We start from the raw sequence: 22,687 nt of genomic DNA, 5'->3' as shown, positions 1-22,687 counted from the left end.
TGATCAGTGTGGTAGTTGTTTCGGCGCGCCTCCATGGCCGGGCGTGTCGATCGGGTCATCATGGTGGGCATGAAGATGCCGGCACTGCTGTCACGTAGTCAGGATTCGCTGCCCGGAATCACCGGGATCGCGCGAGTCGATCGCAACACGGCCAAGCTGCTCAAGCGGGTCGGCCCCGGCGACATCGTCGTTCTGGACGAGCTCGATCTGGACCGGTTGACCGCAGATGCGCTCGTCGAGGCCGGGGTGCTCGCGGTCGTCAACGCGTCGCCGTCGATCTCCGGCCGCTATCCCAACCTCGGCCCCGAGGTCATCGTCGCCAACGGGATCACCTTGATCGACTCGGCCGGCACCGAGATCTTCAAGAAGATCAAGGACGGCACCAAGATCCGGCTCAACGACGGTGGCGTCTACACCGGCGATCGCCGCCTCGCCAAGGGTGAGGAGCAGAGCGAAGCCGAGATCTCGGACAAGATGATCGAGGCCAAGACCGGGCTGGTCGACCATCTGGAAGCGTTCTCGGGCAACACGATCGAGTTCATTCGGACCGAGAGTCCGTTGCTGATCGACGGCGTCGGGGTTCCGGACATCGACATCGACCTCAAGGGTCGTCACGTCGTGATCGTTGCCGACGGGCCGGGGCACGCGGAGGACCTGAAGAATCTGAAGCCGTTCATCAAGGAGTACTCGCCCGTCATCATCGGCGTCGGTGCGGGCGCGGACACAGCGATGAAAGCGGGACACCGCCCGGATCTGATCGTCGGCGATCCTGAGGACGTCACGGCGCAGACACTCAAATGTGGTGCAGAAGTGGTACTTCCGGCCGATTCGGACGGACACGCGCAAGGTCTCGAACGCATCCAGGATCTCGGCATCGGTGCCATGACCTTCCCGGCGACCGGTGCTGCTGCGGACCTCGCACTGCTGTTGGCCGACCACCACGGTGCGTCGCTGATCGTGTCGGTCGGTAGCCCGGCCAGCCTGGACGAATTCTTCGATCGCGGACGACGCAACACCAACCCGGCCGCGTTCATGACGCGTCTGAAGGTCGGTGCCAAGCTGGTCGACGCCAAGGCGGTGGCCACGCTGTACCGAAGCCGCGTGTCGGGCGGTGCAATTGCCCTGCTCATTCTCGCTGCGCTCGTTGCGGTGATCGTGGCGATGGCCGTCTCCAACATCGGCGGCGAATCCTTGGATTGGGCGATCGATCTGTGGAACCGATTCGCACTGTGGTTCCAGGGGTTGCTTTCGTGATTTCGCTTCGCCAACATGCCATTTCGCTGGCTGCCGTGTTCGTTGCGTTGGCCATCGGCATCGTCCTCGGCTCGGGTCTGCTGTCCAGCGGACTGGTCTCGGGTCTGCGAGACGACAAGACGGGTCTCGAGAATCAGGTCGACGATCTGCAGTCGACCAACAATCAGCTCGGCGAGCAGCTGAACTCGGCCGACGGTTTCGATGCGGCGGTCTCGGGTCGAGTACTTCGGGACACCCTCGTCGATCGCAGTGTCGTGGTCATCACCACACCCGACGCAGATCCCGGCGATGTCGACGGCGTCACGCGGTCGATCGGAGCGTCCGGGGCCACGGTCACGGGTCGGGTATCGCTCACGGATTCGTTCGTGTCCGCGGCGAACGGCGACGATCTGCGCACCCGACTGACCAATGTCATTCCGGCCGGGGTGCAGTTGCGGACCGGGGCGGTCGACCAAGGAAGTCTGGCGGGCGACCTGCTGGGTTCGGTGTTGCTGCTCAATGCGCAGACGGCGCAGCCGCAATCGACCCCCGAGGAGCTGTCTCTCGCCCTCGAGACGTTGCGCAGCGGCGGATTCATCGCTTACGACAACGGGGCGGTCGCACCGGCGCAGCTGGCCGTGGTGGTCACCGGTTCGGGTGCCTCGGATGTCGAGGACGGCAACCGAGGTGCCATCGTCGCTCGCTTCGCAGGAGCCCTCGATTCACGCGGAGCAGGTGCGGTACTGGCAGGTCGTTCCGGTGCGGCAGAGGGCAACGGCTCGATCGCAGTGGTGCGTGCCGACTCGGCGTTGTCGTCGGCGCTCAGCACGGTGGACAACGTCGACCGTGAAGCAGGCCGGATCACCACGGTTCTCGCCCTGGCGGAGCAGCTGGACGGTGCTTCGGGCCGCTACGGCACCGGAGCGAACGCGAACGCCGTCACCGTCGGAGCGCCGGTGAGTTGATCGGCGCTCGCGTCGAATACGCGTGTCGTTGGCGGTGAGGTACGTACTGGTGTTACCGTGAAGTCCCGTGGGTAGCAGGCCCAATTTCCACGCTTTACCTCTCTTATCAGCCCCCTGATAGGAGCACGCCCTGCAGACTCGTCACGGGAGCCTCATTGTCACGCCTTCAGTCGCGTTCCGACACCAAGCACATCTTCGTCAGCGGAGGCGTCGCGTCTTCGCTCGGAAAAGGTCTGACGGCGTCCAGCCTCGGCCAGCTACTGACCGCACGCGGCTTGCGCGTGACCATGCAGAAGCTCGATCCGTATCTCAACGTCGATCCCGGCACGATGAACCCGTTCCAGCACGGTGAAGTCTTCGTCACCGAGGACGGCTCGGAGACGGACCTCGACGTCGGCCATTACGAGCGCTTCCTCGACCGTGATCTGTCCGGATTCGCCAATGTGACCACCGGCCAGGTCTATTCGACGGTCATCGCCAAGGAGCGTCGCGGCGAATACCTCGGCGACACCGTTCAGGTCATTCCGCACATCACCGACGAGATCAAACGTCGCATCCTGGCCATGAACGGTCCCGACCTCCAGGGCCATCAGCCGGACGTCGTCATCACCGAAATCGGCGGCACCGTCGGCGATATCGAATCGCAGCCGTTCCTCGAAGCGGCGCGGCAGGTCCGTCACGACGTCGGCCGCAACAACGTGTTCTTCCTGCATGTGTCGCTGGTCCCGTTCCTGGCACCGTCCGGTGAACTCAAGACCAAGCCCACCCAGCACTCCATCGCAGCACTGCGCAGCATCGGCATTCAGCCCGACGCGTTGATCCTGCGGTGCGATCGCGACGTGCCGCCGGGGCTCAAGAACAAGATTGCGCTGATGTGCGACGTCGACGTCGACGGCTGCATCTCCACGCCCGACGCCCCGTCGATCTACGACATCCCCAAGGTGCTGCACAAAGAAGGCCTCGACGCCTACGTCGTCCGGCAGCTCGGTCTGCCGTTCCGTGACGTGGACTGGACCATCTGGGGCGGACTGCTCGAGCGCGTCCACCAGCCCCGCGAAACCGTGCGCGTCGGTCTCGTCGGCAAGTACGTGGACCTGCCCGACGCCTACCTCTCGGTCACCGAGGCGTTGCGTGCCGGTGGATTCGCTCATCGCGCCAAGGTCGAGATCAAGTGGGTTCCGTCCGACGAGTGCTCGACGCCTGCGGGGGCTCAGGCTGCGTTGGGCGATGTCGATGCCGTGCTCATTCCCGGCGGATTCGGCATCCGCGGTATCGAGGGCAAGCTCGGTGCCATCGAGTTCGCTCGTACCCGCAAGATTCCACTGTTGGGGTTGTGCCTCGGTTTGCAGTGCGTCGTCATCGAGGCGGCTCGTTCGGTCGGCCTGACCGATGCCAATTCGGCCGAGTTCGATCCGGATACCAAGGATCCGGTGATCTCCACGATGGCCGACCAGGAGGACGCTGTCGCCGGCGATGCCGACCTCGGAGGCACCATGCGCCTCGGTGCGTACCCCGCGACGCTGCAGAAGGGTTCGGTCGTCGCGGCGTCGTACGGCACCGAGAACGTCTCGGAGCGGCACCGTCACCGTTACGAGGTCAACAATGTCTACCGTGATCGAATTGCCAAGAGCGGCTTGGTCTTCAGCGGCACGTCCCCGGACGGTCATCTGGTCGAGTTCGTGGAGTTGCCGGCATCGGTGCACCCGTTCTTCGTTGCTACTCAGGCGCATCCGGAGCTCAAGAGCCGGCCGACCCGTCCGCATCCGCTGTTCGCGTCGCTGATCAACGCGGCACTGAAGTACAAGGCTGCCGAGCGGCTGCCGGTCGACATTCACGGTGACACCGCTGCGGCGGAGAAGTCGGACGCCGAGGCCGAGACCGTCGGATGAGCGAGAACTCCAGACACGAATTCACGACGCTCGGTTCGGAGGTTCCGTACTCCGGCGCAATCCTCGCGTTGCGGCTCGATCAGGTGGCGATGCCGAACGGGCGTCGCGCCGAGCGAGAAGTGATCGAGCATCACGGCGCAGTCGGCATTCTTGCCGTCGACGATCAGGACCGCGTGGCGATGATCGAGCAGTACCGGCACCCCATCGGGCGTCGTCTCTGGGAGCTGCCCGCGGGCCTGCTCGACGAGCCGGGGGAGGAGCCCGTGTTGGCGGCGCAGCGCGAACTGGCCGAGGAGACCGGTCTCGCGGCCGGGAAGTGGTCGGTGTTGGTGGACGTGTTGGCCTCGCCCGGATTCACCGACGAAGCGGTACGCATTTTCCTCGCCGAGGATCTGAGTGAGGTCGATCGCCCGGAGGCACACGACGAGGAGGCAGACATCGAGCTGTCCTTCGTGCCGATGGACGAGGCCGTCCGTCGTGCGTTGGCAGGGGAGATCGTCAACGCCTCGGCCGTGTCGGGAGTGCTCGCGTTGGCGGCAGCTCGTGCCACCGGCACCGAGTTGCGTCCGGCCGACGCCCCGTGGGCGGATCGACCCACGGCATTCGAGTCTCGGAAGAGTTCACGAAAGTAGCCACCGTGATCGGCGATCAGATTGCGACGTATCTCGATCATCTGGTGGTCGAGCGCGGGTCGGCACCGAACACGGTGTCGTCGTACCGTCGCGATCTGGTGCGGTACGAGCGGTTCCTCAGCGGGTACGGAATCACCGATCTGGCCAAGGTGACCGAGAACGACATCACCGAGTTCGTGCTGTACCTCCGGCGCGGCGACGACGAATTCCCGTCCCTCGCAGCCAGTTCGGCGGCTCGAACGCTGATCGCGGTTCGTGGTCTGCACCGCTTTGCCCTGGCCGAGGGCATGGTGGAGCGCAACGTCGCGAGCGAGGTGAAGCCGCCGCAGCCGGCCAAACGACTACCGAAGTCGCTGCCCGTCGACCAGGTCGTGGCGCTGCTCGAATCGGCGTCCATTGCCGGTCCCGACGCACCGCGTGGTCTGCGAGATCGCGCACTGCTCGAACTGCTGTACTCCACCGGTGCGCGCATCTCCGAGGCCGTCGGTCTGGATGTGGACGACATCGACACCGAGGCTCGCTCGGTGCTCCTGCGTGGCAAGGGCGGGAAACATCGAGTCGTCCCGGTGGGGAGGCCGGCCATCGAGGCGGTCGACGCATACCTCGTGCGCGGGCGGCCGGGGCTCGTCGCCCGCTCGAATCCGGCGCTGTTTCTCAATGTTCGGGGCGGTCGACTGTCGCGGCAGAGCGCCTGGCAGGTATTGCAGGACGCCGCGCAGCGGGCCGGAATCACGGCCGGGGTCTCGCCGCACGTGCTCCGGCACTCGTTTGCGACGCACCTGCTCGACGGCGGTGCCGACGTCCGTGTCGTGCAGGAATTGCTCGGCCACGCGTCGGTGACCACGACACAGATCTACACCCTCGTCACCGTCACGACGTTGCGTGAAGTGTGGGCGGGTGCGCACCCGCGAGCGCGCTAGCACGCGGTCGGCAATCGTGTGTCAGCGTGTCCGATGACAATGCCGTCGCGTCAAGCGGTAGCGTTTGCGTGAACTACTCGAAGACGAACGGGACAGGGGAGCGCTGGAACGTGTCGACACCGCAGCCGCCAGCGGCGGAGTCAGCCTCGGAACCGTCGTGGGGCGTGCAGCCCGCCGTCACCCCCGATACCGGCGAAACGCATCCGTCTCATCCGCACAGCGATGGCGCTCTTTTCCATACACGTCAACCGGAATCCAGTCGGGAGACACGCGACATCATTCCTGCTCCGAACGAGCTCGGGCCCACCGGTCGCAAGACGAGGCCGGTTCCCGATCCGCAGCCGCTGGCCAGTCACGGCCCGGCCAAGATCATCGCGATGTGCAACCAGAAGGGCGGCGTCGGCAAGACGACGTCGACCATCAATCTCGGTGCCTCGCTGGCCGGTTACGGCCGTCGCGTGCTGCTCGTCGACCTCGACCCGCAGGGCGCACTGTCCGCGGGCTTGGGCGTCGCACATCACGAACTCGATCTGACGGTCTACAACCTCCTCGTGGAGGCGAAGGTGTCGGCCGACGACATCATCATGCGGACTCGCGTCGACAATCTCGATCTGATGCCGAGCAACATCGATCTTTCTGCCGCCGAGATCCAGCTGGTCACCGAGGTGGGGCGTGAGCAAACGCTCGGACGGGTACTGCACCCCATTCTCGACCGCTACGACTACGTGCTCATCGACTGCCAGCCCTCGCTCGGCCTGTTGACGGTCAATGCGCTGACCTGTGCCGACGAGGTCCTCATTCCGATGGAGTGCGAGTACTTCAGTCTTCGCGGCCTGGCTCTCCTCAACGACACCGTCGAGAAGGTGCGCGATCGGCTGAACCCGCGACTGAAGCTGGCGGGCATCGTGGTCACGATGTTCGACGCCCGGACGCTGCACTCGCGCGAGGTGATGACGCGGGTGGTCGAGGTGTTCGGCGACGTCGTCTACGACACCGTGATCACTCGCACGGTCCGGTTCCCCGAGACCAGCGTTGCCGGTGAGCCGATCACTACATGGGCTCCCAAATCCGGCGGCGCGCAGGCGTACCGCGCTCTTGCGCGCGAGGTGATCTACCGGTCGGGTCCGTGACGATCGACGCTGCCGACGGGGCCCCGATCGAGGTTCCCGCCGACGCGGACCCGTCGAAATTTCGGGTTCGGTTGCTCAACTTCGAGGGCCCGTTCGATCTGCTGCTGTCGCTGATCAGTCAGCACCGCATGGATGTCACCGAGGTGGCGCTGCACACCGTCACCGACGATTTCATCTCGTTCACCAAATCGCTCGGTGCCGATGTCGGACTCGATCAGACAACGGAGTTCCTCGTCGTCGCGGCGACGTTGCTCGATCTGAAGGCGGCTCGTCTGCTGCCGTCGGGTGATGTGGAGGACGCCGAGGATCTCGCGTTGCTCGAGGTGCGCGATCTCCTGTTCGCCCGGTTGCTGCAGTACCGCGCCTACAAGCAGGTGGCCCTGCTGTTCGGTGAGCTGGAAGCCGCTGCGCTGCGGCGTTATCCGCGTTCGGTGTCGGTGGAAGATCGATTCGCCGATCTGATTCCCGAGGTGTTGCTGGGGGTCGACCCGGCCAGGTTTGCAGACATCGCAGCCGCAGCGTTTCGGCCCAAGCCGATCCCGCAAGTGGGCCTCGACCACATTCATCAGCATGCGGTCTCGATCCCCGAGCAGGCAGAGTGGTTGCTGGAGAACCTGCAGGGCCGGGGACTCAACGAGTGGGCATCGTTCTCGGAGCTAGTGCAGGACTGCGAGGTGCAGGTCGAAATAATCGCGCGCTTCCTCGCGTTGCTGGAACTGTTCCGGCAACAGGTGATCGCCTTCGAACAACCCGAACCACTCGGCGATCTTCGAGTGAGCTGGACCGGCAAGGACGAAGGACCCATCGTGGTCAGGGAAGAGGACTACGCATGAATGCCGACCCGGAACTCGAGCTCGAGGATCTCGACGAGTCGGGCGAACTCGACGACGTCACGCTCGCGGCGGCACTCGAGGCGGTTCTGCTCATCGTCGATACTCCCGCCTCCGACGAACAACTGGCATCGGCTGTGGGCTCGTCGGTGGACCGCGTACGCGCCGCCCTGAACCGGATGGCCGCGGAACTAACCGAACGTCGCAGCGGAATCGACCTCCGCTACGCCGGCGACGGGTGGCGTTTCTACACCCGAACCGCCTATGCGCCGTACGTCGAACGGCTACTGCTCGACGGCGCTCGGTCCAAGCTCACACGTGCAGCATTGGAAACCCTGGCCGTGATCGCCTATCGTCAACCGTTGACCCGCGCACGAGTCAGCGCCGTACGTGGAGTCAATGTCGATGGAGTGATGCGTACGTTGCTCGCCCGTGGACTGATCTCCGAAGCAGGAACGGACCCGGAGACCAACGGCACGATGTACTGCACCACCGAGCTGTTCCTCGAACGGCTCGGGCTCGCATCGCTCGGTGATCTACCCGAACTGGCACCGCTGTTGCCGGGAGTGGACCTGATCGACGAGATCAGTGACAGCATGGACACCGACCCCAGAACGACCCGCTCCACCAAGAACCGCGGATCGAAACCCGATCCGGCAGCCGAGCTCGACTCGGACGACTGATAGGTAAGACAAGTGAACAAGCCCGCTCGCCGTGATGGCACACCGGACCGTAACAAGAGACAAGACCCACGCAGGAAGCCCACCGCAGGTCGGTCGGACACCCCGCGTGACGCACGCCGCGGAGATCGCACCCGCGACGCCGCACCCCGGGACGGCGCTCCCCGCGCTGGTGCACCCCGAACCGGCGCCCCCCGCACCGGGGGACCACGCGCAGGCGCTCCCCGCACCGGTGGCCGACCGGCCCCGCGCAGAGGCGTCGAGCAGGGGGAATCGTTCGAGAACAAGCCCGTCGAGACGGGCATCAACGATCGCAGCAACGACGCGGTGCCCCGCAAGAAGCCGTCGCGCCCCAAGCCGCCGAAGCCGCAGAAGAAGCAGACTCCGGCGACCACCATCAGCAACGCCAAGCCGGCGAAGCATCAGTACACCGATTCGTCCCCGCGCAAGCACGTGCCTGCCGGTGAGGGTGTTCGGTTGCAGAAGGTGCTCGCGCAGGCCGGTGTCGCGTCGCGTCGGGCCGCGGAAGAGCTGATCGCCGACGGTCGCGTCGAGGTGGACGGACGCATCGTCACCGAGCAGGGCATCCGCATCGATCCGAACATCGCCGTCGTTCGCGTCGACGGCACTCGTGTCGTCGTGAAGGAAGAACTGGTTCATCTCGCGATGAACAAGCCGCGCGGATGGCAGTGCACCATGTCGGACGATCTGGGTCGTCCGTGCGTCGGCGACATCGTCGCCGAGCGCGTGCAGGCCGGTCAGCGTCTGTTCCACGTCGGTCGGCTCGATGCCGACACCGAGGGACTGTTGTTGTTCACCAACGACGGTGACCTTGCTCACCGGCTGATGCACCCGTCGTACGAGGTGTCCAAGACCTATCTCGCGACGCTGTTCGGCACCATTCCCCGCACGCTCGGCAAGCAGCTGCGCGAAGGCGTCACCCTAGACGACGGCCCGGTGAAGGTCGACGGCTTCCAGCTGCTCGATATCTCGGACGGCAAGTCGCTCGTCAAGGTGACGCTGCACGAGGGCCGCAAGCACATCGTGCGTCGGTTGTTCGACAAGGTCGGATTCCCGGTGGGACGCCTCGTGCGTACCGACGTCGGCAACATCGTGCTCGGCGATCAGCGTCCCGGAACACTGCGTGTTCTCGGCCGCGGCGAGATCGGCAAGCTCTACGAATCCGTAGGCCTGTGATGAGTGCGCTCGTCGTGGCGATGGACGGGCCGTCGGGCACCGGTAAGTCGTCGGTATCGCGCCGGCTCGCATCGGCACTCGAAGCAAGCTACCTCGACACCGGTGCGATGTACCGCGTCGCAACGGTATGGGTGCTGCGTTCGGGCGTCGAGCCGACCGATGCAGACGCAGTCGCGAAAGCTGTTGCTGCGCTTCCCCTCGAGATCGGAAAAGATCCTCTGTCCGAGACCGTCTTGCTCGACGGCGAGGACGTCAGCGGTGAAATCCGCGGCGATGCAGTCACCAAGGCCGTCTCGGCCGTGTCCGCGGTGCCTGCGGTTCGCGAGCTGCTGGTGCAGATGCAGCGCGACCTCGCGAGCTCGTCGACGCGAATTGTGGTTGAGGGTCGCGACATCGGCACCGTCGTGCTTCCCGACGCCGACGTGAAGGTGTTCCTGACGGCCTCACCGGAGGCGCGTGCGGAACGGCGGAACAAACAGAACATCGAACAGGGTCGCAGCGACGACTACGAATCCGTGCTCGCGGATGTGCAGCGCCGCGATCATGCAGATTCGACGAGGGCAGTGTCACCGCTTCGTCCCGCTGAGGATTCGGTGATCGTCGATACCAGCGAGCTGGATCTCGACGGCGTGATCGAGCGTTTGCTGCTCGTGGTGAACGACAGAAGTGGAGCAGTGCAGTGAGTGAAGAATTCTTCTCCGGCGCAGCGGAAACCGCGGGCGACGGAACGTGGAGCGACGAGGGCGAGTGGGAGTACGTCGACCTCAACGAGGGTGAGGACGGTGAAGATGCCGTTGCCGTACCGACTCTCGCCGTGGTGGGCCGACCGAACGTCGGCAAGTCGACGCTCGTCAACCGCATCATCGGCCGCCGCGAAGCAGTGGTCGAGGACGTCCCGGGCGTCACTCGCGACCGCGTGTCGTACGAGGCGAACTGGAGTGGTCGACGCTTCCTGGTGCAGGACACCGGCGGTTGGGAGCCCGACGCCAAGGGGCTGCAACAGTCCGTTGCGCGCCAGGCCGAGTTGGCGATGAACACCGCCGACGCGATCCTGTTGGTCGTCGATGCCCGCGTTGGTTCGACGACGACGGACGAGGCAGTGGCACGAGTGCTGCGTCGGTCGAAGACTCCGGTTCTGTTGGTGGCCAACAAGGTCGACGACGGTCGCACCGAGTCCGAGGTCGCCGCACTGTGGTCTCTGGGTCTGGGGGAGCCGCTATCGGTGTCGGCCACCCACGGCCGTGGTACCGGTGATCTGCTCGACCGTGTGCTCGAGGCGTTGCCCGAGACCCCGCGCGAAGGGATCCCCGGTGGGGGACCGAGGCGTGTCGCTCTGGTCGGTAAGCCGAACGTGGGCAAGTCCTCGCTGATCAACAAGCTCTCGGGTGACGAGCGCTCGGTGGTGCACGATGTTGCCGGAACCACCGTCGATCCCGTCGACTCGTTGGTCGAATTGGGCGGCAAGACATGGCGATTCGTCGATACCGCGGGACTACGCAAGCGTGTCAGCCATGCCAGCGGTGCCGAGTTCTATGCGTCGCTGCGGACGAAGTCCGCGATCGAGGCCGCTGAGGTCGCGATTCTGCTTCTCGATGCCTCACAGGTGATTTCGGAGCAGGATCTGCGTGTGCTGAGCATGGTCTCCGATGCCGGCCGCGCGCTGGTGTTGGCGTTCAACAAGTGGGATCTGGTGGACGACGATCGTCGTCAGCAGCTCGAGAAGGAGATCGACCGCGATCTGGCTCGGGTGCCGTGGGCGCAACGCGTGAACATCTCGGCGCACACCGGCCGTGCCGTGCAGAAGCTCGTGCCCGCTCTGGAGACGGCTCTCGAGTCGTGGGACAAGCGTGTCCCCACCGGACGCCTCAACACGTGGCTCAAAGAGGTCGTGGCAGCCACCCCGCCGCCGATGCGTGGCGGACGCCTGCCTCGCATCATGTTCGCGACGCAGGCCAGCACACGCCCGCCGACGTTCGTGCTGTTCACCACCGGCTTCCTCGAGGCCGGCTACCGCCGATTCATCGAGCGGCGTCTGCGTGAAGAGTTCAACTTCGACGGCAGCCCCGTTCGCGTCTCGGTACGTATCCGCGAGAAGCGGGAACGGCCGGGCAAGGGCAACAACCGCTGACCTAGTCCGACCCCGCCCCTGAGCAGGCGATTTCCTCTCAGGGGTAGGGCTGGGGTAATCTCAGCAAGCGCCTTTCGAGGTGCGGCGGGCTGTGGCGCAGCTTGGTAGCGCACTTGACTGGGGGTCAAGTGGTCGCAGGTTCAAATCCTGTCAGCCCGACACAAAGAAACCCGCTCTGACCTGTGTCAGAGCGGGTTTCGCCGTTGGTTGGCCAATGGTCGCAACGGTGTCGATGTCCCAGTGGGTCGGAGTGGTCGTCGTTTTGACGGCCGAGGAGCGTGCTTGTAGGCGACGCTTCATCGATACGTTTCAGCGTGGCTTAGGACCTCAGGTTCCAGTCGGTAATGGGGCGGAATGCGGTGCTCAGCTGTGAAGCCCGGCCCTGTGAACAGGCAATAGGTTCCTCTGCGACCCTCAAACAAATCGATCAGTTCGCAGACGACCAGACCGGCGTCTCGACGCACGGATTCTGGGTACAGCGCCTTCAAGACTTCGCGCTCGGTTTCGGCGATTGCTGGCAACGCCTCCTGAAGGAGGTCGATGACCGAGGGGTCATCAGGTAGAGCTTTGAGCTCTTCTCGGAGCGCCGCGTTGCGCGCGTTCTTGAGGTTGTTGGTTTGCAGTACTTGTTCCCGATCCATGTTTAGAGTGAAGGACGGTTCGGCGTTCGCGGAGACTTTGACGGAGAAGCTTACTGAGCGCAGGTCCATGTGCATCAATGCGTTTCGAAGCTCAAGTAACCAGCGGTAGCCGAAGCAGTTCGCGTTGAGATCATCCAGCATCGATTTGATCGTTGTCTTGGTGCTGTCGCCGCGTTTCTCTGAGAGCACTTTTGCTGCGTGTGTCCGATGGTCCCTGTAGACGAAGAAGGCGTTGGATGCCGAGAGGCTGAGCGTGCGGACATACTCGCCGACGTCGGATCCCCGCTCGTCCGTCCTGGGTACCGACCTGGTCTCGATCGCTGTATTTCCGACCTTGACAATGTAGTCGATCAAGTCCATTACACACGCGCGGACAAAGTTGAACATCGACTCGTCGCGACAAGCCGCGAGCGTCGCGTACGCGTCGGAGAAGCGATCGTATTGGTCGGGCGACAGATCTGCGATCGGTCGAAACACGGGAAAGTCCCTCGACTCATAGTCGACCAGGACTGCACCACGTTCGGTAGTTGTCGATTCTGGCATTCTGGCATTCTGGCGTAACTTCTACGATTCTGTGAGCGCGGGTTGGATGCCGTGCGTCGCACTGGGTCGATTATCCGGCGACTTCGCCGGGTTCGGTGAACATGGTGGCCCCGGCGCTCGTGAGCGATTCCTCCACCGCGTGCGCGTAGGTCCGCAGCATCTCCTCGGCGCTGTGCCCGTGCCACGCCGCGACCGCTGCGATGGGCGGCGTCCCGGAGAACAATTCCAGGTTGCCCCTTCCTGGCCGAAGGCATCTGCTCGGGCGTGGGTCGGTCGGTGACGCGGGGCGGGAGTTGCAGGGATTCTTGCCGAACATCTGGTGGCCCGCGGATCGTGCGTGGTTCGTAGCTAGCGATGTGGATCTCATGTCGACCTATGTCGGAGGGGCGACGGAGTTGGCTAATGCGCTCAACGGCGGGATCGAACTGTTCGAGGCCATCGACTCGTGGCTCGGTGCCAGGATCACGTGGGACTGCGACACCATCAATCCTCGGGCGGCAGGCCCGCACACCCACGATTGAGAATTCCTCTGCCCTCGACCGAGAACTCGATCACGTGCCTTGCGCCTCAGGTACCAATGACTGAAATGGTGACTCTGCGTGGTGGAACTGGCCGTATTGTTCAGCGGGGTCACGGATTCAGACGTACGACGCCGGGAGATGATCGGACTCGGTAGCGGGATCGTCGTCGAGGTCAGAGTCCAGATCGAACCGCCTCATCTCGTCTGATCGCAATAGATCGACGGTGTTCAGCGGCTGGCACACGTCAGGATCAAGCCAAGCAAGGATCGGGGCTGGAACCTAGACCTCTCCGAAGCCGTCCTGTGTTCGGGCGGTGCAGTCTGTCGTGGGAGCAAGGAGGTAGGCGAATAGGTAACTCGCCGCCGCTATCGCTGCCAGTGCGATCCACCAGGACGGGAATACATCTGTGTCAGTGAGGATTTCACTGTCAGCGACGACCAGCCAGCACAATGCAAGAGAGGTCGTCAGCGTGACCGCTGCTGCGGTGCACGCGGCGAATCGGTGTCGCCACGTGCGGTGTGATCGTGCGGCCCACATCCGGTTCGACCATAAGGCGTAGCGGCCGCCACCGACTGCGATCACACCGATCAACAGTCCTGCGACGGCACCGCAGAACGCAGGAAACACCAGCAGCGCCAACCGGAGCGCGGTCCCTTCGAGGGCCCAGGGGAGCATGACACCCACCGCTGTGCAGGTACCGGTAAGACCAGCGACTCTTAGTTCTTTCTCGACCCAGTCCACTGTGCCACTAGAACACGGCGGCAATGCGTTTCGGTCTCGAAGCCGCTGTCTGACCGCTCACGTTCAAATGTGGACCCGTTGACGCCGGACGTGACGCTGGAAAAACGTAGATCTGACGACTTGCGCTACTGCCGCTCTACCGCGCTCGCTAACTCCTCGTACGTCTGTTCGCTGATCGCAGCCAGCTATTCTCCGCGGCCCAGCAGTTCACAGCGCAATGAAGCCTCGAGATCTCCCCAGCAGCGCGCGATCTTGCCGTCGTCATCGAGTCGGTACATCGCTAGTTCTTGGATCTGCACATACCGGCCGGTCGCCGCGATCCCATCGAACTCGCCGTGGTGGGTGCCGGTATCCGTCAGGCGAGCCGCCATCGACCGGCCCTCGACGACCAAGTCCTCCATGCACCAGCTGAAGTCGGGGAACGCGACTGTGATGTCTCGAAGGCCGTCGCGGTAGCCGTCGATGCCGCTGCGGACACCTTCGACATCGGTGGTGATGAATTCGTCGAGGTCGCCGAAACGCCGTTCGTTGCAGGCGGTGATGTAACGAGCGTAGGTACCGCGCGGATCGTCTGCGAAAGTCGCCATACCATCCACGGTAAAGGCCCCGCGTAGTCCTGGCCAGGACGACAGCGGATCAGCTGCACGAAAATTATTTCACCGTCGTCACTGTCTAATGGCTGTTTTCCACGAGCCCGTTCGAGTCACCGTTTCGAGACCGCTTTTCAGTTCGACAGCTCCCAAATCCGTCGTGGCGCTGATTTCGCGCGGTGCAGTCCTCTCGCTCTCGCAGGAATAGCCAAGACATGCGCCGCGGCGTGTAGGCAGTTTTCCCAATGTTGCGCGACGAACCGCTCACGCGACGTTGCCGACTCGCGATCACCGTGACGCCTATGTCGTCGACACCGCGTACACCCATACCGAATTGTGGAGTGGGCCTACGCCGTAGCTGCCCGGACCGCGACGATCAACGGTCATCGCTGGCGTAACCGGGCGGCTCGGTTGTGCTCGTCAGGTCGACCAATGCAGTTGTTGCCTGCACGGCACGGCGGAATGCTGCGGTGCCTTCTCGACGGTCCTGCCGTCGTGATGCCAGGGCGATGATCGCGGGTGGCCCGTCGAGCGCGATGTAGCGGACGTCGGGGTTCGGCAGGTAGCGCCGTGCGGGCTCGGCGTACACCCCGATCGTCCCCGACATCGCTACTGCCGATGGGATGTTGAGGGGCGAGCGCACCTGGGCCCCGTGACGCGGGTAGCGGCCCGCTGCCCACGCAGTGAGGCCGGGCTGTCCTATCGGTCTGATGCACGGCCGGTCGTGAATCTCATCGGGTGTGAGACGGGTTGCGTCTGCCAGTTCCGATTCTGCGGGAACTACGGCGCATCGTTCGATCTCGATCACTTGCTCGACTCGGAGGTCCTCGGCACCGCCGACGTCGTGCAGGATCGCAACGTCGACCTCTCCAGTTCGTACTGCGTCGTACTGGTTTTCCCAATTGAGTTCGACATAGGACAGCTCTAGCCGCGGATGGTGCCGGTCGAGCAGTTGACGAGTCGCCGACCAGCTATCGGCCAGCCCGAATCCCAGGACGCCGACGCGAAGCACCGAGTCTGCACGCTCACCCTCACGCACCGCCATCAGGGCGTCGAGATCTGCGAGCACTCGATTCGCGCGGGGAAGAAACCTTCGGCCGGCTTCGGTGAGTTCCACCTTGCGGCTGGTGCGCAGAAACAGATCCGTACCGAGTTCGCGTTCGAGTTCCTGGATGCGTCGACCGAACGGTTGCGCACCGATGAAGTGAGCTTGGGCGGCGCGCCCGAAATGTAGTTCCTCGGCCAGGGTCAGCGCATATCGCAGCGATCGTATGTCCACCGATATTCACCGCCAAGTCCGTACCGTCGATCGCCCCATTGGGGTCGAGAAGATCGCAACCTTTTTGCCTGATGATCTGGCTGATGCTGGTCAGCATACTTCGACGAAGACACGAAATGTCGTAGATCACAACACCCATGAACTTCGCCGGAGGTAACAATGAGCACGCATCGCACCCTGATCCGCAACGGCCGAGTCCTGACCATGGACCCCGCGCTCGGCGACTTCGACTCGGCGGACGTGCTGATCGAGGACGACACGATCGTTGCCGTCGGACCGGACCTCGGGGTCCTCGACGCCGAGATCATCGATGCCTCGAACCACATCGTGCTGCCCGGCTTCATCGATACTCATCGGCACACGTGGCAGTCGCTCTTCCGCGGCATCTGCAGTGACTGGACCCTCGGCGACTACTACTTCGGTATGCGGCTGGGAATCTCCCCGGCCTACACGGCCGACGACGTCCGATTGGGCAACTTCTACGGCGCAGTCGACGCACTCAACAGCGGTGTCACCACACTGCTGGACTTCTCGCACTGCAACAACACTCCCGACCACTCCGACGGTGCCGTTCAGGGCCTGTTGCAATCCGGCATACGCGCATCGTTCTGCTACGGATTTTTCGAAAGCTCCCCCGAGCGATCGCAATTCGGCGATCACACTGCACGTCTCAGAGATTTCCATCGCATCGCCGATACGTACTTCGCCTCCGACGGCCGACTCACACTGGGCGTCTCGTTGTCGGAAATCTTCGGCCTTCCCTGGGCGGACACGGTCTCGGAACTGGCAGCCGCCCGAGAACGAAAAGCCCTGCTGGTCAATCACGCCGGGTGTGTATTCGGCAGCGCCTTGTGCAACGGAATACTCGAAATGGATCAGATGGGCTTGCTCGGCCCGGACATGGTCCACGTGCACTGCTGCAGCTTCGGCGACGCCGAATGGGAAGCTTTGGCACGCAGCGGCGGCCGAGTGTCGATCTCGTCGCAGACGGAAATGAACATGGGCTTCGGTCGTCCGGTCTTCGAGCGCTGCCGGCAACACGGGATCGTCCCCACACTCTCGGCCGACGTGATCTCCCTCAACAGCGGCGACCTGTGGCACGAACTTCGATTCGGTCTCTCGTGTGCACGCGCCGACGCAGCCGACCCGATCAACGCAGCAGGGCAGATGCCCGACGCAGTCGCGCTGCCGGCGCGGGAGGCGCTGAAGTGGACCACCGTCAACGCCGCCGAGGCCATGGGACTCGGTGACCGCATCGGTTCACTGACACCTGGCAAGCGTGCCGATCTCCAGATCATCGGTGGGCCCGGCTCTCGAACAGCATCCTGTGCTCGATCCCTACGCCACGCTGGTGTTCCAGACCTCTGCAGCCGATGTGCGCACGGTCATCGTCGACGGTCGGGTGGTCAAACGAGACGGGATCCTGACAGTGACCGATCGGGCGTCGCTGACAGCGGAAGTCGATGCAGCGTCCGAACGCATCCTCGGGCGACTCAGGGATGCAGGTCGCGAACTTCCCGGGACCCCACCGGGCGCATTCACCGCGATCGAGCCGCTCACGCGCAGTTTTCACGAACAGGCAATCCAAGCGATGACGGTGGCTTCGCGGTGATGACGGAACAACCGCACTGCTCACCCCCGCATCGTCAGCTCGATGCGGTGCCGTCGGCAGGCAGGAGGATCCGGTGAGATTCGTGACCTACGACGGCGGCGGTGGCCCGAGAACCGGAATCATCGACGGGGAGACCGTGCGTGGACTGCGCGCAGGCGTCAGTCTGCTGTCGATTCTGAACTCCGGTGACGACGCCCTCACCGAGGCCGGCGAGGCGGCGACACGATGCCCCGACGAAACCCGCGAGCTGGACCAGGTGCGATTGCTGGCACCGATACCACGACCTCCCTCGGTGCGAGACGGACTGTGTTTCCTCGACCACCTTCGCGGCTGTTACCGCGCGATGGGACGCAGCCCTGAGCTGCACGAGGCGTGGTCGCAGATCCCGGCGTTCTACTTCTCCAACGCCGGATGCGTCCTGGGCCCTTACGAGGACGTGCCGGTTGCCCCTGGCAGCACCATGTTCGATCTCGAACTCGAAGTGGGAGCGGTCATCGGCCGCGGTGGCCGCGACCTCGATCCGCGCACCGCCGAGAAGCACATCGTCGGTTACACCCTGTTCAACGACTGGACCGCACGCGACCACCAGCTCCGCGATCTCGCCCTCGGCATCGGGATGGGAAAGAGCAAGGACAGCGCGCTCACCCTCGGGCCCGCTCTGGTTACCGTCGACGAGCTCGAGGATTACCGGCGCGACGGCCGGATCGCTATCGAGCTGTCCGCCGCGGTCAACGGTGACGCGATCACCCGTGGCAACCTGGGCGAAATGGATTGGGAATTCGGCGAACTCGTGGCCTTCGTCTCGCGCGGGGTCGATCTGCAACCGGGTGAGGTGGTCCGCTCGGGAACCGTTCCCGGCGGTTGTCTCCTCGAACACGTCGACACGCCCGAACTCGACGATTTCGATCGTTGGCTGCGTCCCGGTGACGTCGTGACCCTGACCGGGCAAGGACTCGGAGAGGTGCGCCAGACAGTTGTTCCGGGCGTCGATGTCCTTCCGCTGTCATCTGGGTTCTGACATGAAGTCACCTCTGCCGCACCCGTACAGCAAGACCTCCGCGAGAACGCAACCGGCAGCGAAAACTCGCCGGAAACAGGATCGTGTACGGGTGCCGGACATCTCCACGTGCGGATACATCACTGCGAGGCCTACTGCCTCTGGGCCGCAACGCATTACATCGTGAACAGACAAGGAACGAACAATGCGAAAATTGATCGACATCTCTGCTCCGCTTCAAACCGGGATAGCGTCCGATCCTCCCGGATTCGGACCCCACATCGACTACTACACCCACGCTGACACCGTCGAGGACTTGCTTGCGTTCTTTCCCGACGCGAGCAAGGACGATCTACCGGACGGCGAGGGGTGGGCGTACGAATGGGTGCGCGCTACCACCCACAACGGAACCCACCTCGACGCGCCGTACCACTACTCTGCGGTGATGGACGGTGGGAAGCGGGCAGCGACCATCGACGAAGTGCCCCTCGACTGGTGCCTGCAGCCCGGAGTCAAACTCGACTTCCGCCACTTCCCGGATGGATACGTGGTCACAGCGGCCGACGTCGAGAACGAACTGACCCGTATCGGGCACGAACTGTCGCCGCTCGAAATTGTCGTCGTGAACACTTCGGCCGGCGCGCGCTACGGGCATGACGACTACGTCGCCTCCGGTTGCGGGATGGGCCGCGATGCCACGCTCTACCTATTGGAGAGAGGAGTGCGCCTGACCGGCACCGACGCTTGGAGCTGGGATGCCCCCTTCGTACACACTGCCGCCCGGTACGCCACCGAACACGACCCGTCGATCATCTGGGAGGGGCATCGTGTCGGACGCGAAATCGGCTACTGCCATCTCGAAAAGCTCAACGGGCTCGAGCAACTACCTCACACCGGCTTCGAGATCTCGTGCTTCCCAGTCAAAATTACAGCTGCCTCGGCGGGATGGACTCGAGCAGTCGCGATTTTCGATTCGCCAACCGACTGACCTCCGGCGCACATTTTCGGTCCGGAGGATGCGCCGCCTTCGATTCCTTGAAAACTGTTGTCCAACAGTAAATCTGTGAAATGGAAGGGGTCGATCTGCCACCGTGGTGAGCGGCCAGGTTTGCGTAGAGCGGCGATTTTCGCCATCGGTTGAGTACGGAGCAGGAGACGAATGGCGGCCACTCGGTACGTGAACGATCTACTGCTGCCGGTGAGGAGCTCACGGATCCGGCGGCGGCGCTCATCTCGGGTGGAGAAGGTTGTTCGGATGGGGGAGCGGTGGGCGATCGTAACGCTCCGGTTCATGTGGGTGTCTGTGGCCCACTTTCGTCTGCTGAGCCCGTCCTGGCCACGGAGGCGCAACGTTGCGTCATGGAGTTCGATCGAAGATTTTCTGTCGGTGCTCTGTGCGACTCTGCACGGCATGGCGATCTGCATGGCGTGTGATCTGGAAATGCTCGATTCAGTGGGTTGCACGTGGCGGCCCAGTCGAATACCCAACGGCAGGAGCAAATGCCACGACTGCGGTGCCCCGCCGCGAACGCTTCACCACCCGGGGTGCGACGGCGAGCGGTGCAGATGTGGACAGATGCTGTCATGCGGCAGCGGATGCGCGGTTGATGAGTGCGAACGTGAAGACGGCCACGACTACATCGACGGGAGCTGCAGGTGGTGCAACGAACCGTCCGGACAGCTCCGCGTCGTCGGCGGCTCATGACCCTATCGTCGGGTATTGGGACTTCCGACAGGACCCTGTTGACCCCCGAACTGCGAGGGACAAACCCCGGCGCTGTCACGGAGTTGTAGACGGTCGGCGTGTCAGTACGTCGCGTCGCGGACCCCGAGACGGGGGCATCGTCGATTTCTTTCCGTCAGGTGTTGGTTCGAGAGCACACTGCACTAGGGCATCATGGGCCTATGAGTGATCTCGAGTACCTCGCCACTTTGCTCGCTGCGCTGGATGCGGAGATCGCGCGAGTTTCGGCCTCCGAGTCCGAGGAGCAGGCGTCGGCCATCGACGACGCAGTCGCCGCCGTCTTCCGGTTGCGTGAGAAGGTCAAGGCCGGTTACCCCGGCAAGAAGGCCTACTACCTTGCGGCGTCGACCGATCCCCAGGGGATCAGAGTCGAGGGAATTTCTGCCCTGCACGGCAAACGCGCCCATGAACTGGTCCAAGACGGTGGTTGGATGCACGCAGATTCCAGCACTGTTCTCGATGCTCTCGATGACGACCAAATCAGTCGGTACCACGCGATCGCTGGACGCGGTGTAGCGCAGACGTTTCGAGACTCACGCGAATACTTGGCAGAGGCAACAGGTCTCGCCGATAAATAGACCTGAGTGGCAGCACGGTCGGGTAGCTGAACCCGCCGACGGTAAAGGTCCGGGCCTCACATACTCAATGCTCCGCTGAAGTCGAGCGGTGCTGCTTCGAGGTGGCGTCCGCGGGGAGTGGCGTCGACGAGTTCTCCATTCTGGACAACAATCTCGCCGCCCACAATCACGGTGACCGGCTTTCCTCGAAGTCGATGCCCCTCGTAGGGTGTGTAGTCGGTCGCCATGTGCAGTGTTTCGGTGGTCACCGTCCATTCCAGTTTGGGATCCCAGATCGCGATGTCGGCGTCGGACCCCGGCATCAGCGATCCCTTGCGTGGATACAGGCCATTGGTGCGCGCTGGATTCGCCGAGGTCAATTCCACGAATCTGCTGGCAGTCAGACCCAATCCGTCTACGTAGTGCGAGTAGATCACCGGTAGACGCGTCTCGACACCGGGCAGTCCGTTGGGCATGTGCCGCACGTCGTGGCTGTGCACCTGCTTCTGTGCGGTGTCGTAGCAGCAATGGTCGGAACCGATGGTGGTGATGTGCCCGGTGAACAGGTGACGCCCGAGTTCCTCGACCACCTCGGCCGAACGCAGCGGTGGGCAGCAGACAAAACGTTCGGGTTGCTCACCCTCGTAGGCCGAGTCGTCGAGGATCAGATGGTGAGCGACCGATTCGGTGAAGGCGACGAGCCCTCGCTTACGCGCGTCCGCGACCAGTTCGACTGCAGCCGGAGTCGACTGATGAACGAAATAGACCGGCGCGCTCTGTGACTCGGCGATCGCGAGAATGGCGGCGACCGAGGCAGTCTCGGCGAGCTCGGGCCGGGTCTGCGACATGTGTGCTGCATCGACTCCGTCCGACGCGGCTGCGAGGTTCTGCGCGTCGGTGACGATGGCGTCGGACTCGCAGTGGATGATGACCATTCCGCCGAGATCGCGAGTGGCCTGCATCGTGTTCAGAATGGTGTGTTCGTTCGCCATCGTTTCACCGGCATAGGTGGTGAACATCTTGACCGTCCGGATGCCTCCGTCCGCCAGAGTCTTCAATTGGTCCGCGGTGGTGTCGGTCCACTCGACGACGCAGGCGTGCAGAGCCGAATCGCACAGTCCGCTTGACGCTTTCGCACGCTGTACCTCGGCGGCGTCCAGCGGCTGTTGACCGGGACGGGGGATGGCGAAGTCGATGATCGTGGTGGTGCCGCCGAACACGGCCGCCGTCGTGCACTCGAAATACGAATCGAGCGAGGTGAATTCGCCGGAGGTGAACCCGACGTGGCAGTGTGGATCGACTCCACCCGGCATCACCAGTTTCCCGGTTGCATCGATGACCTCTGCTGCCGCGTCGACCTCGCTCCCTGGGGTGAGCACCGCAACGACTCTGCCGTCGTCGATGAGCAGGTCTGCCGGAGCGGCCCAATGGGATTCGACGACCGTCCCACCGCGCACGACCTTCATCGTGTGCTCGCGAGGTAGGTCAGCCATCCGCCGCGGTCGCTGATGTCGGTGACGCCCGTGTCCGTCAGATAGCTCTCGCGCATTCGCATCGACAGGGAGCCCGAGCCATCCGCAAACTCGATGACCCCGAGTTCGAGTTCCTTCGGTTCCCTGGGCAGGAGCTCGTCGCGCAATACGTCGTACTCGACCTCGTAGAGCTCGCCCGGTACCACGAATCCATCGGTTGAGACCGGGTGCAAACCGGGGAATTCGTCACGCACGGAGAAGAATCGGTATTTCGGTGCGGTATCGACTTTCCCCACGAATCGCGCCTTGTGCAACGCGTCGTTCAGGGTGCCGCCGGACATCGCCTGTCCGTTGACGAACATCGTGACCAGTGCCATGCGAAGCCT

23 protein-coding genes and 1 tRNA gene are annotated in these 22,687 nt (G+C 63.7%); 17 read left to right on the top strand and 7 right to left on the bottom strand.

Going from position 1 to position 22,687, the window contains the following annotated elements; all coding sequences use genetic code 11:
- The first annotated feature begins 69 nt into the window (after nucleotides 1-69).
- The 12 genes from steA (at nucleotide 70) to RFA01S_RS13180 (ending at nucleotide 11,763) form a co-directional block, all read left to right on the top strand.
- Entirely contained in the window at nucleotides 70-1,254 is a 1,185-nt protein-coding gene (gene steA / locus RFA01S_RS13235; RefSeq protein ID WP_032408464.1) for a putative cytokinetic ring protein SteA, read from the top strand.
- On the top strand, nucleotides 1,251-2,198 hold the full coding sequence (locus RFA01S_RS13230) for a copper transporter (protein ID WP_032370606.1): 948 nt from the start codon (nucleotides 1,251-1,253) through the stop codon (nucleotides 2,196-2,198). Before steA ends, RFA01S_RS13230 begins: the two co-directional genes overlap by 4 nt.
- Nucleotides 2,199-2,353: 155 nt before the next feature.
- Nucleotides 2,354-4,087: a CTP synthase gene (gene pyrG / locus RFA01S_RS13225; protein WP_032408219.1), complete on the top strand. Its 1,734-nt coding sequence runs from the start codon at nucleotides 2,354-2,356 to the stop codon at nucleotides 4,085-4,087.
- The gene (locus RFA01S_RS13220; protein WP_032366114.1) at nucleotides 4,084-4,719 is read left to right on the top strand and encodes an NUDIX domain-containing protein; all 636 of its coding nucleotides are present in this window, start codon (nucleotides 4,084-4,086) and stop codon (nucleotides 4,717-4,719) included. Before pyrG ends, RFA01S_RS13220 begins: the two co-directional genes overlap by 4 nt.
- 5 nt (nucleotides 4,720-4,724) lie before the next feature.
- Entirely contained in the window at nucleotides 4,725-5,639 is a 915-nt protein-coding gene (gene xerD / locus RFA01S_RS13215) for a site-specific tyrosine recombinase XerD (protein ID WP_032408220.1), read from the top strand.
- A 110-nt stretch (nucleotides 5,640-5,749) separates the two neighbouring features.
- Nucleotides 5,750-6,769 (top strand): ParA family protein, encoded by a 1,020-nt coding sequence (locus RFA01S_RS13210; RefSeq protein WP_027497212.1) that lies wholly within the window; start codon nucleotides 5,750-5,752, stop codon nucleotides 6,767-6,769.
- A gap of 2 nt (nucleotides 6,770-6,771) precedes the next feature.
- Complete coding sequence (locus tag RFA01S_RS13205) at nucleotides 6,772-7,602, top strand: segregation and condensation protein A (RefSeq protein WP_169879445.1); 831 nt, start codon at nucleotides 6,772-6,774, stop codon at nucleotides 7,600-7,602.
- On the top strand, nucleotides 7,599-8,282 hold the full coding sequence (gene scpB, locus RFA01S_RS13200) for an SMC-Scp complex subunit ScpB (protein ID WP_032408221.1): 684 nt from the start codon (nucleotides 7,599-7,601) through the stop codon (nucleotides 8,280-8,282). Before RFA01S_RS13205 ends, scpB begins: the two co-directional genes overlap by 4 nt.
- Before the next feature lie 12 nt (nucleotides 8,283-8,294).
- Nucleotides 8,295-9,476, top strand: coding sequence for a pseudouridine synthase (locus tag RFA01S_RS13195; RefSeq protein ID WP_072692094.1), 1,182 nt, complete (start codon nucleotides 8,295-8,297; stop codon nucleotides 9,474-9,476).
- Nucleotides 9,476-10,159, top strand: coding sequence for a (d)CMP kinase (gene cmk / locus RFA01S_RS13190; RefSeq protein ID WP_032385014.1), 684 nt, complete (start codon nucleotides 9,476-9,478; stop codon nucleotides 10,157-10,159). The genes RFA01S_RS13195 and cmk overlap by 1 nt, the downstream gene beginning before the upstream one ends.
- Nucleotides 10,156-11,604 carry a ribosome biogenesis GTPase Der gene (gene der / locus RFA01S_RS13185; protein ID WP_027497207.1) on the top strand — a complete coding sequence of 483 codons (1,449 nt, stop codon included), beginning with the start codon at nucleotides 10,156-10,158 and terminating at the stop codon, nucleotides 11,602-11,604. The genes cmk and der overlap by 4 nt, the downstream gene beginning before the upstream one ends.
- Before the next feature lie 85 nt (nucleotides 11,605-11,689).
- Nucleotides 11,690-11,763: transfer RNA gene (locus RFA01S_RS13180), tRNA-Pro, on the top strand.
- Between the two features lie 137 nt (nucleotides 11,764-11,900).
- On the opposite strand, the gene RFA01S_RS13175 is transcribed toward RFA01S_RS13180, so the two are convergent.
- Nucleotides 11,901-12,788: a hypothetical protein gene (locus RFA01S_RS13175; RefSeq protein ID WP_032408222.1), complete on the bottom strand. Its 888-nt coding sequence runs from the start codon at nucleotides 12,786-12,788 to the stop codon at nucleotides 11,901-11,903.
- Nucleotides 12,789-12,858: 70 nt separating this feature from the next.
- Nucleotides 12,859-13,011 (bottom strand): recombinase XerD, encoded by a 153-nt coding sequence (locus RFA01S_RS27450; RefSeq protein ID WP_139278443.1) that lies wholly within the window; start codon nucleotides 13,009-13,011, stop codon nucleotides 12,859-12,861.
- Between the two features lie 142 nt (nucleotides 13,012-13,153).
- Between RFA01S_RS27450 and RFA01S_RS27755 the strand changes: the two genes are divergently transcribed.
- The gene (locus RFA01S_RS27755) at nucleotides 13,154-13,309 is read left to right on the top strand and encodes a hypothetical protein (protein ID WP_155290163.1); all 156 of its coding nucleotides are present in this window, start codon (nucleotides 13,154-13,156) and stop codon (nucleotides 13,307-13,309) included.
- A 279-nt stretch (nucleotides 13,310-13,588) separates the two neighbouring features.
- Here the strand turns inward: RFA01S_RS27755 and RFA01S_RS13165 are convergent, their stop codons facing one another.
- The 3 genes from RFA01S_RS13165 to RFA01S_RS13155 all read right to left on the bottom strand — a co-directional run bounded on the left by RFA01S_RS13165 (nucleotide 13,589) and on the right by RFA01S_RS13155 (nucleotide 15,919).
- Nucleotides 13,589-13,984 (bottom strand): hypothetical protein, encoded by a 396-nt coding sequence (locus tag RFA01S_RS13165; protein ID WP_139278442.1) that lies wholly within the window; start codon nucleotides 13,982-13,984, stop codon nucleotides 13,589-13,591.
- Between the two features lie 251 nt (nucleotides 13,985-14,235).
- Complete coding sequence (locus RFA01S_RS13160) at nucleotides 14,236-14,637, bottom strand: ester cyclase (RefSeq protein WP_032408465.1); 402 nt, start codon at nucleotides 14,635-14,637, stop codon at nucleotides 14,236-14,238.
- A gap of 379 nt (nucleotides 14,638-15,016) precedes the next feature.
- Nucleotides 15,017-15,919: a LysR family transcriptional regulator gene (locus tag RFA01S_RS13155; RefSeq protein ID WP_032408224.1), complete on the bottom strand. Its 903-nt coding sequence runs from the start codon at nucleotides 15,917-15,919 to the stop codon at nucleotides 15,017-15,019.
- Between the two features lie 159 nt (nucleotides 15,920-16,078).
- On the opposite strand from RFA01S_RS13155, the gene RFA01S_RS13150 reads away from it, so the two are divergent.
- The 4 genes from RFA01S_RS13150 to RFA01S_RS13135 all read left to right on the top strand — a co-directional run bounded on the left by RFA01S_RS13150 (nucleotide 16,079) and on the right by RFA01S_RS13135 (nucleotide 20,850).
- Nucleotides 16,079-17,608 carry an amidohydrolase family protein gene (locus RFA01S_RS13150; protein ID WP_202902227.1) on the top strand — a complete coding sequence of 510 codons (1,530 nt, stop codon included), beginning with the start codon at nucleotides 16,079-16,081 and terminating at the stop codon, nucleotides 17,606-17,608.
- A complete protein-coding gene (locus tag RFA01S_RS13145; protein WP_032408225.1) occupies nucleotides 17,605-18,549 on the top strand; it encodes a fumarylacetoacetate hydrolase family protein in 945 nt (314 codons plus the stop codon). The genes RFA01S_RS13150 and RFA01S_RS13145 overlap by 4 nt, the downstream gene beginning before the upstream one ends.
- 184 nt (nucleotides 18,550-18,733) lie before the next feature.
- Complete coding sequence (locus RFA01S_RS13140) at nucleotides 18,734-19,516, top strand: cyclase family protein (protein ID WP_032388338.1); 783 nt, start codon at nucleotides 18,734-18,736, stop codon at nucleotides 19,514-19,516.
- Nucleotides 19,517-20,433: 917 nt separating this feature from the next.
- Entirely contained in the window at nucleotides 20,434-20,850 is a 417-nt protein-coding gene (locus RFA01S_RS13135) for a hypothetical protein (protein ID WP_032366134.1), read from the top strand.
- Nucleotides 20,851-20,906: 56 nt separating this feature from the next.
- On the opposite strand, the gene hydA is transcribed toward RFA01S_RS13135, so the two are convergent.
- Together hydA and RFA01S_RS13125 are read right to left on the bottom strand one after the other, a co-directional pair.
- Nucleotides 20,907-22,322, bottom strand: a complete 1,416-nt coding sequence (gene hydA / locus RFA01S_RS13130; protein WP_238325176.1) for a dihydropyrimidinase — start codon at nucleotides 22,320-22,322, stop codon at nucleotides 20,907-20,909.
- On the bottom strand, nucleotides 22,292-22,678 hold the full coding sequence (locus RFA01S_RS13125) for an allophanate hydrolase-related protein (RefSeq protein WP_032408226.1): 387 nt from the start codon (nucleotides 22,676-22,678) through the stop codon (nucleotides 22,292-22,294). Before RFA01S_RS13125 ends, hydA begins: the two co-directional genes overlap by 31 nt.
- Nucleotides 22,679-22,687 lie beyond the last annotated feature (9 nt).

It is taken from the genome of Rhodococcoides fascians NBRC 12155 = LMG 3623, assembly GCF_001894785.1.
GTDB classification, from domain to species: Bacteria; Actinomycetota; Actinomycetes; order Mycobacteriales; family Mycobacteriaceae; genus Rhodococcoides; species Rhodococcoides fascians.
The sequence above is the reverse complement of the archived record's forward strand: the minus strand, read 5'-3'. Positions and strand labels throughout refer to the sequence as shown.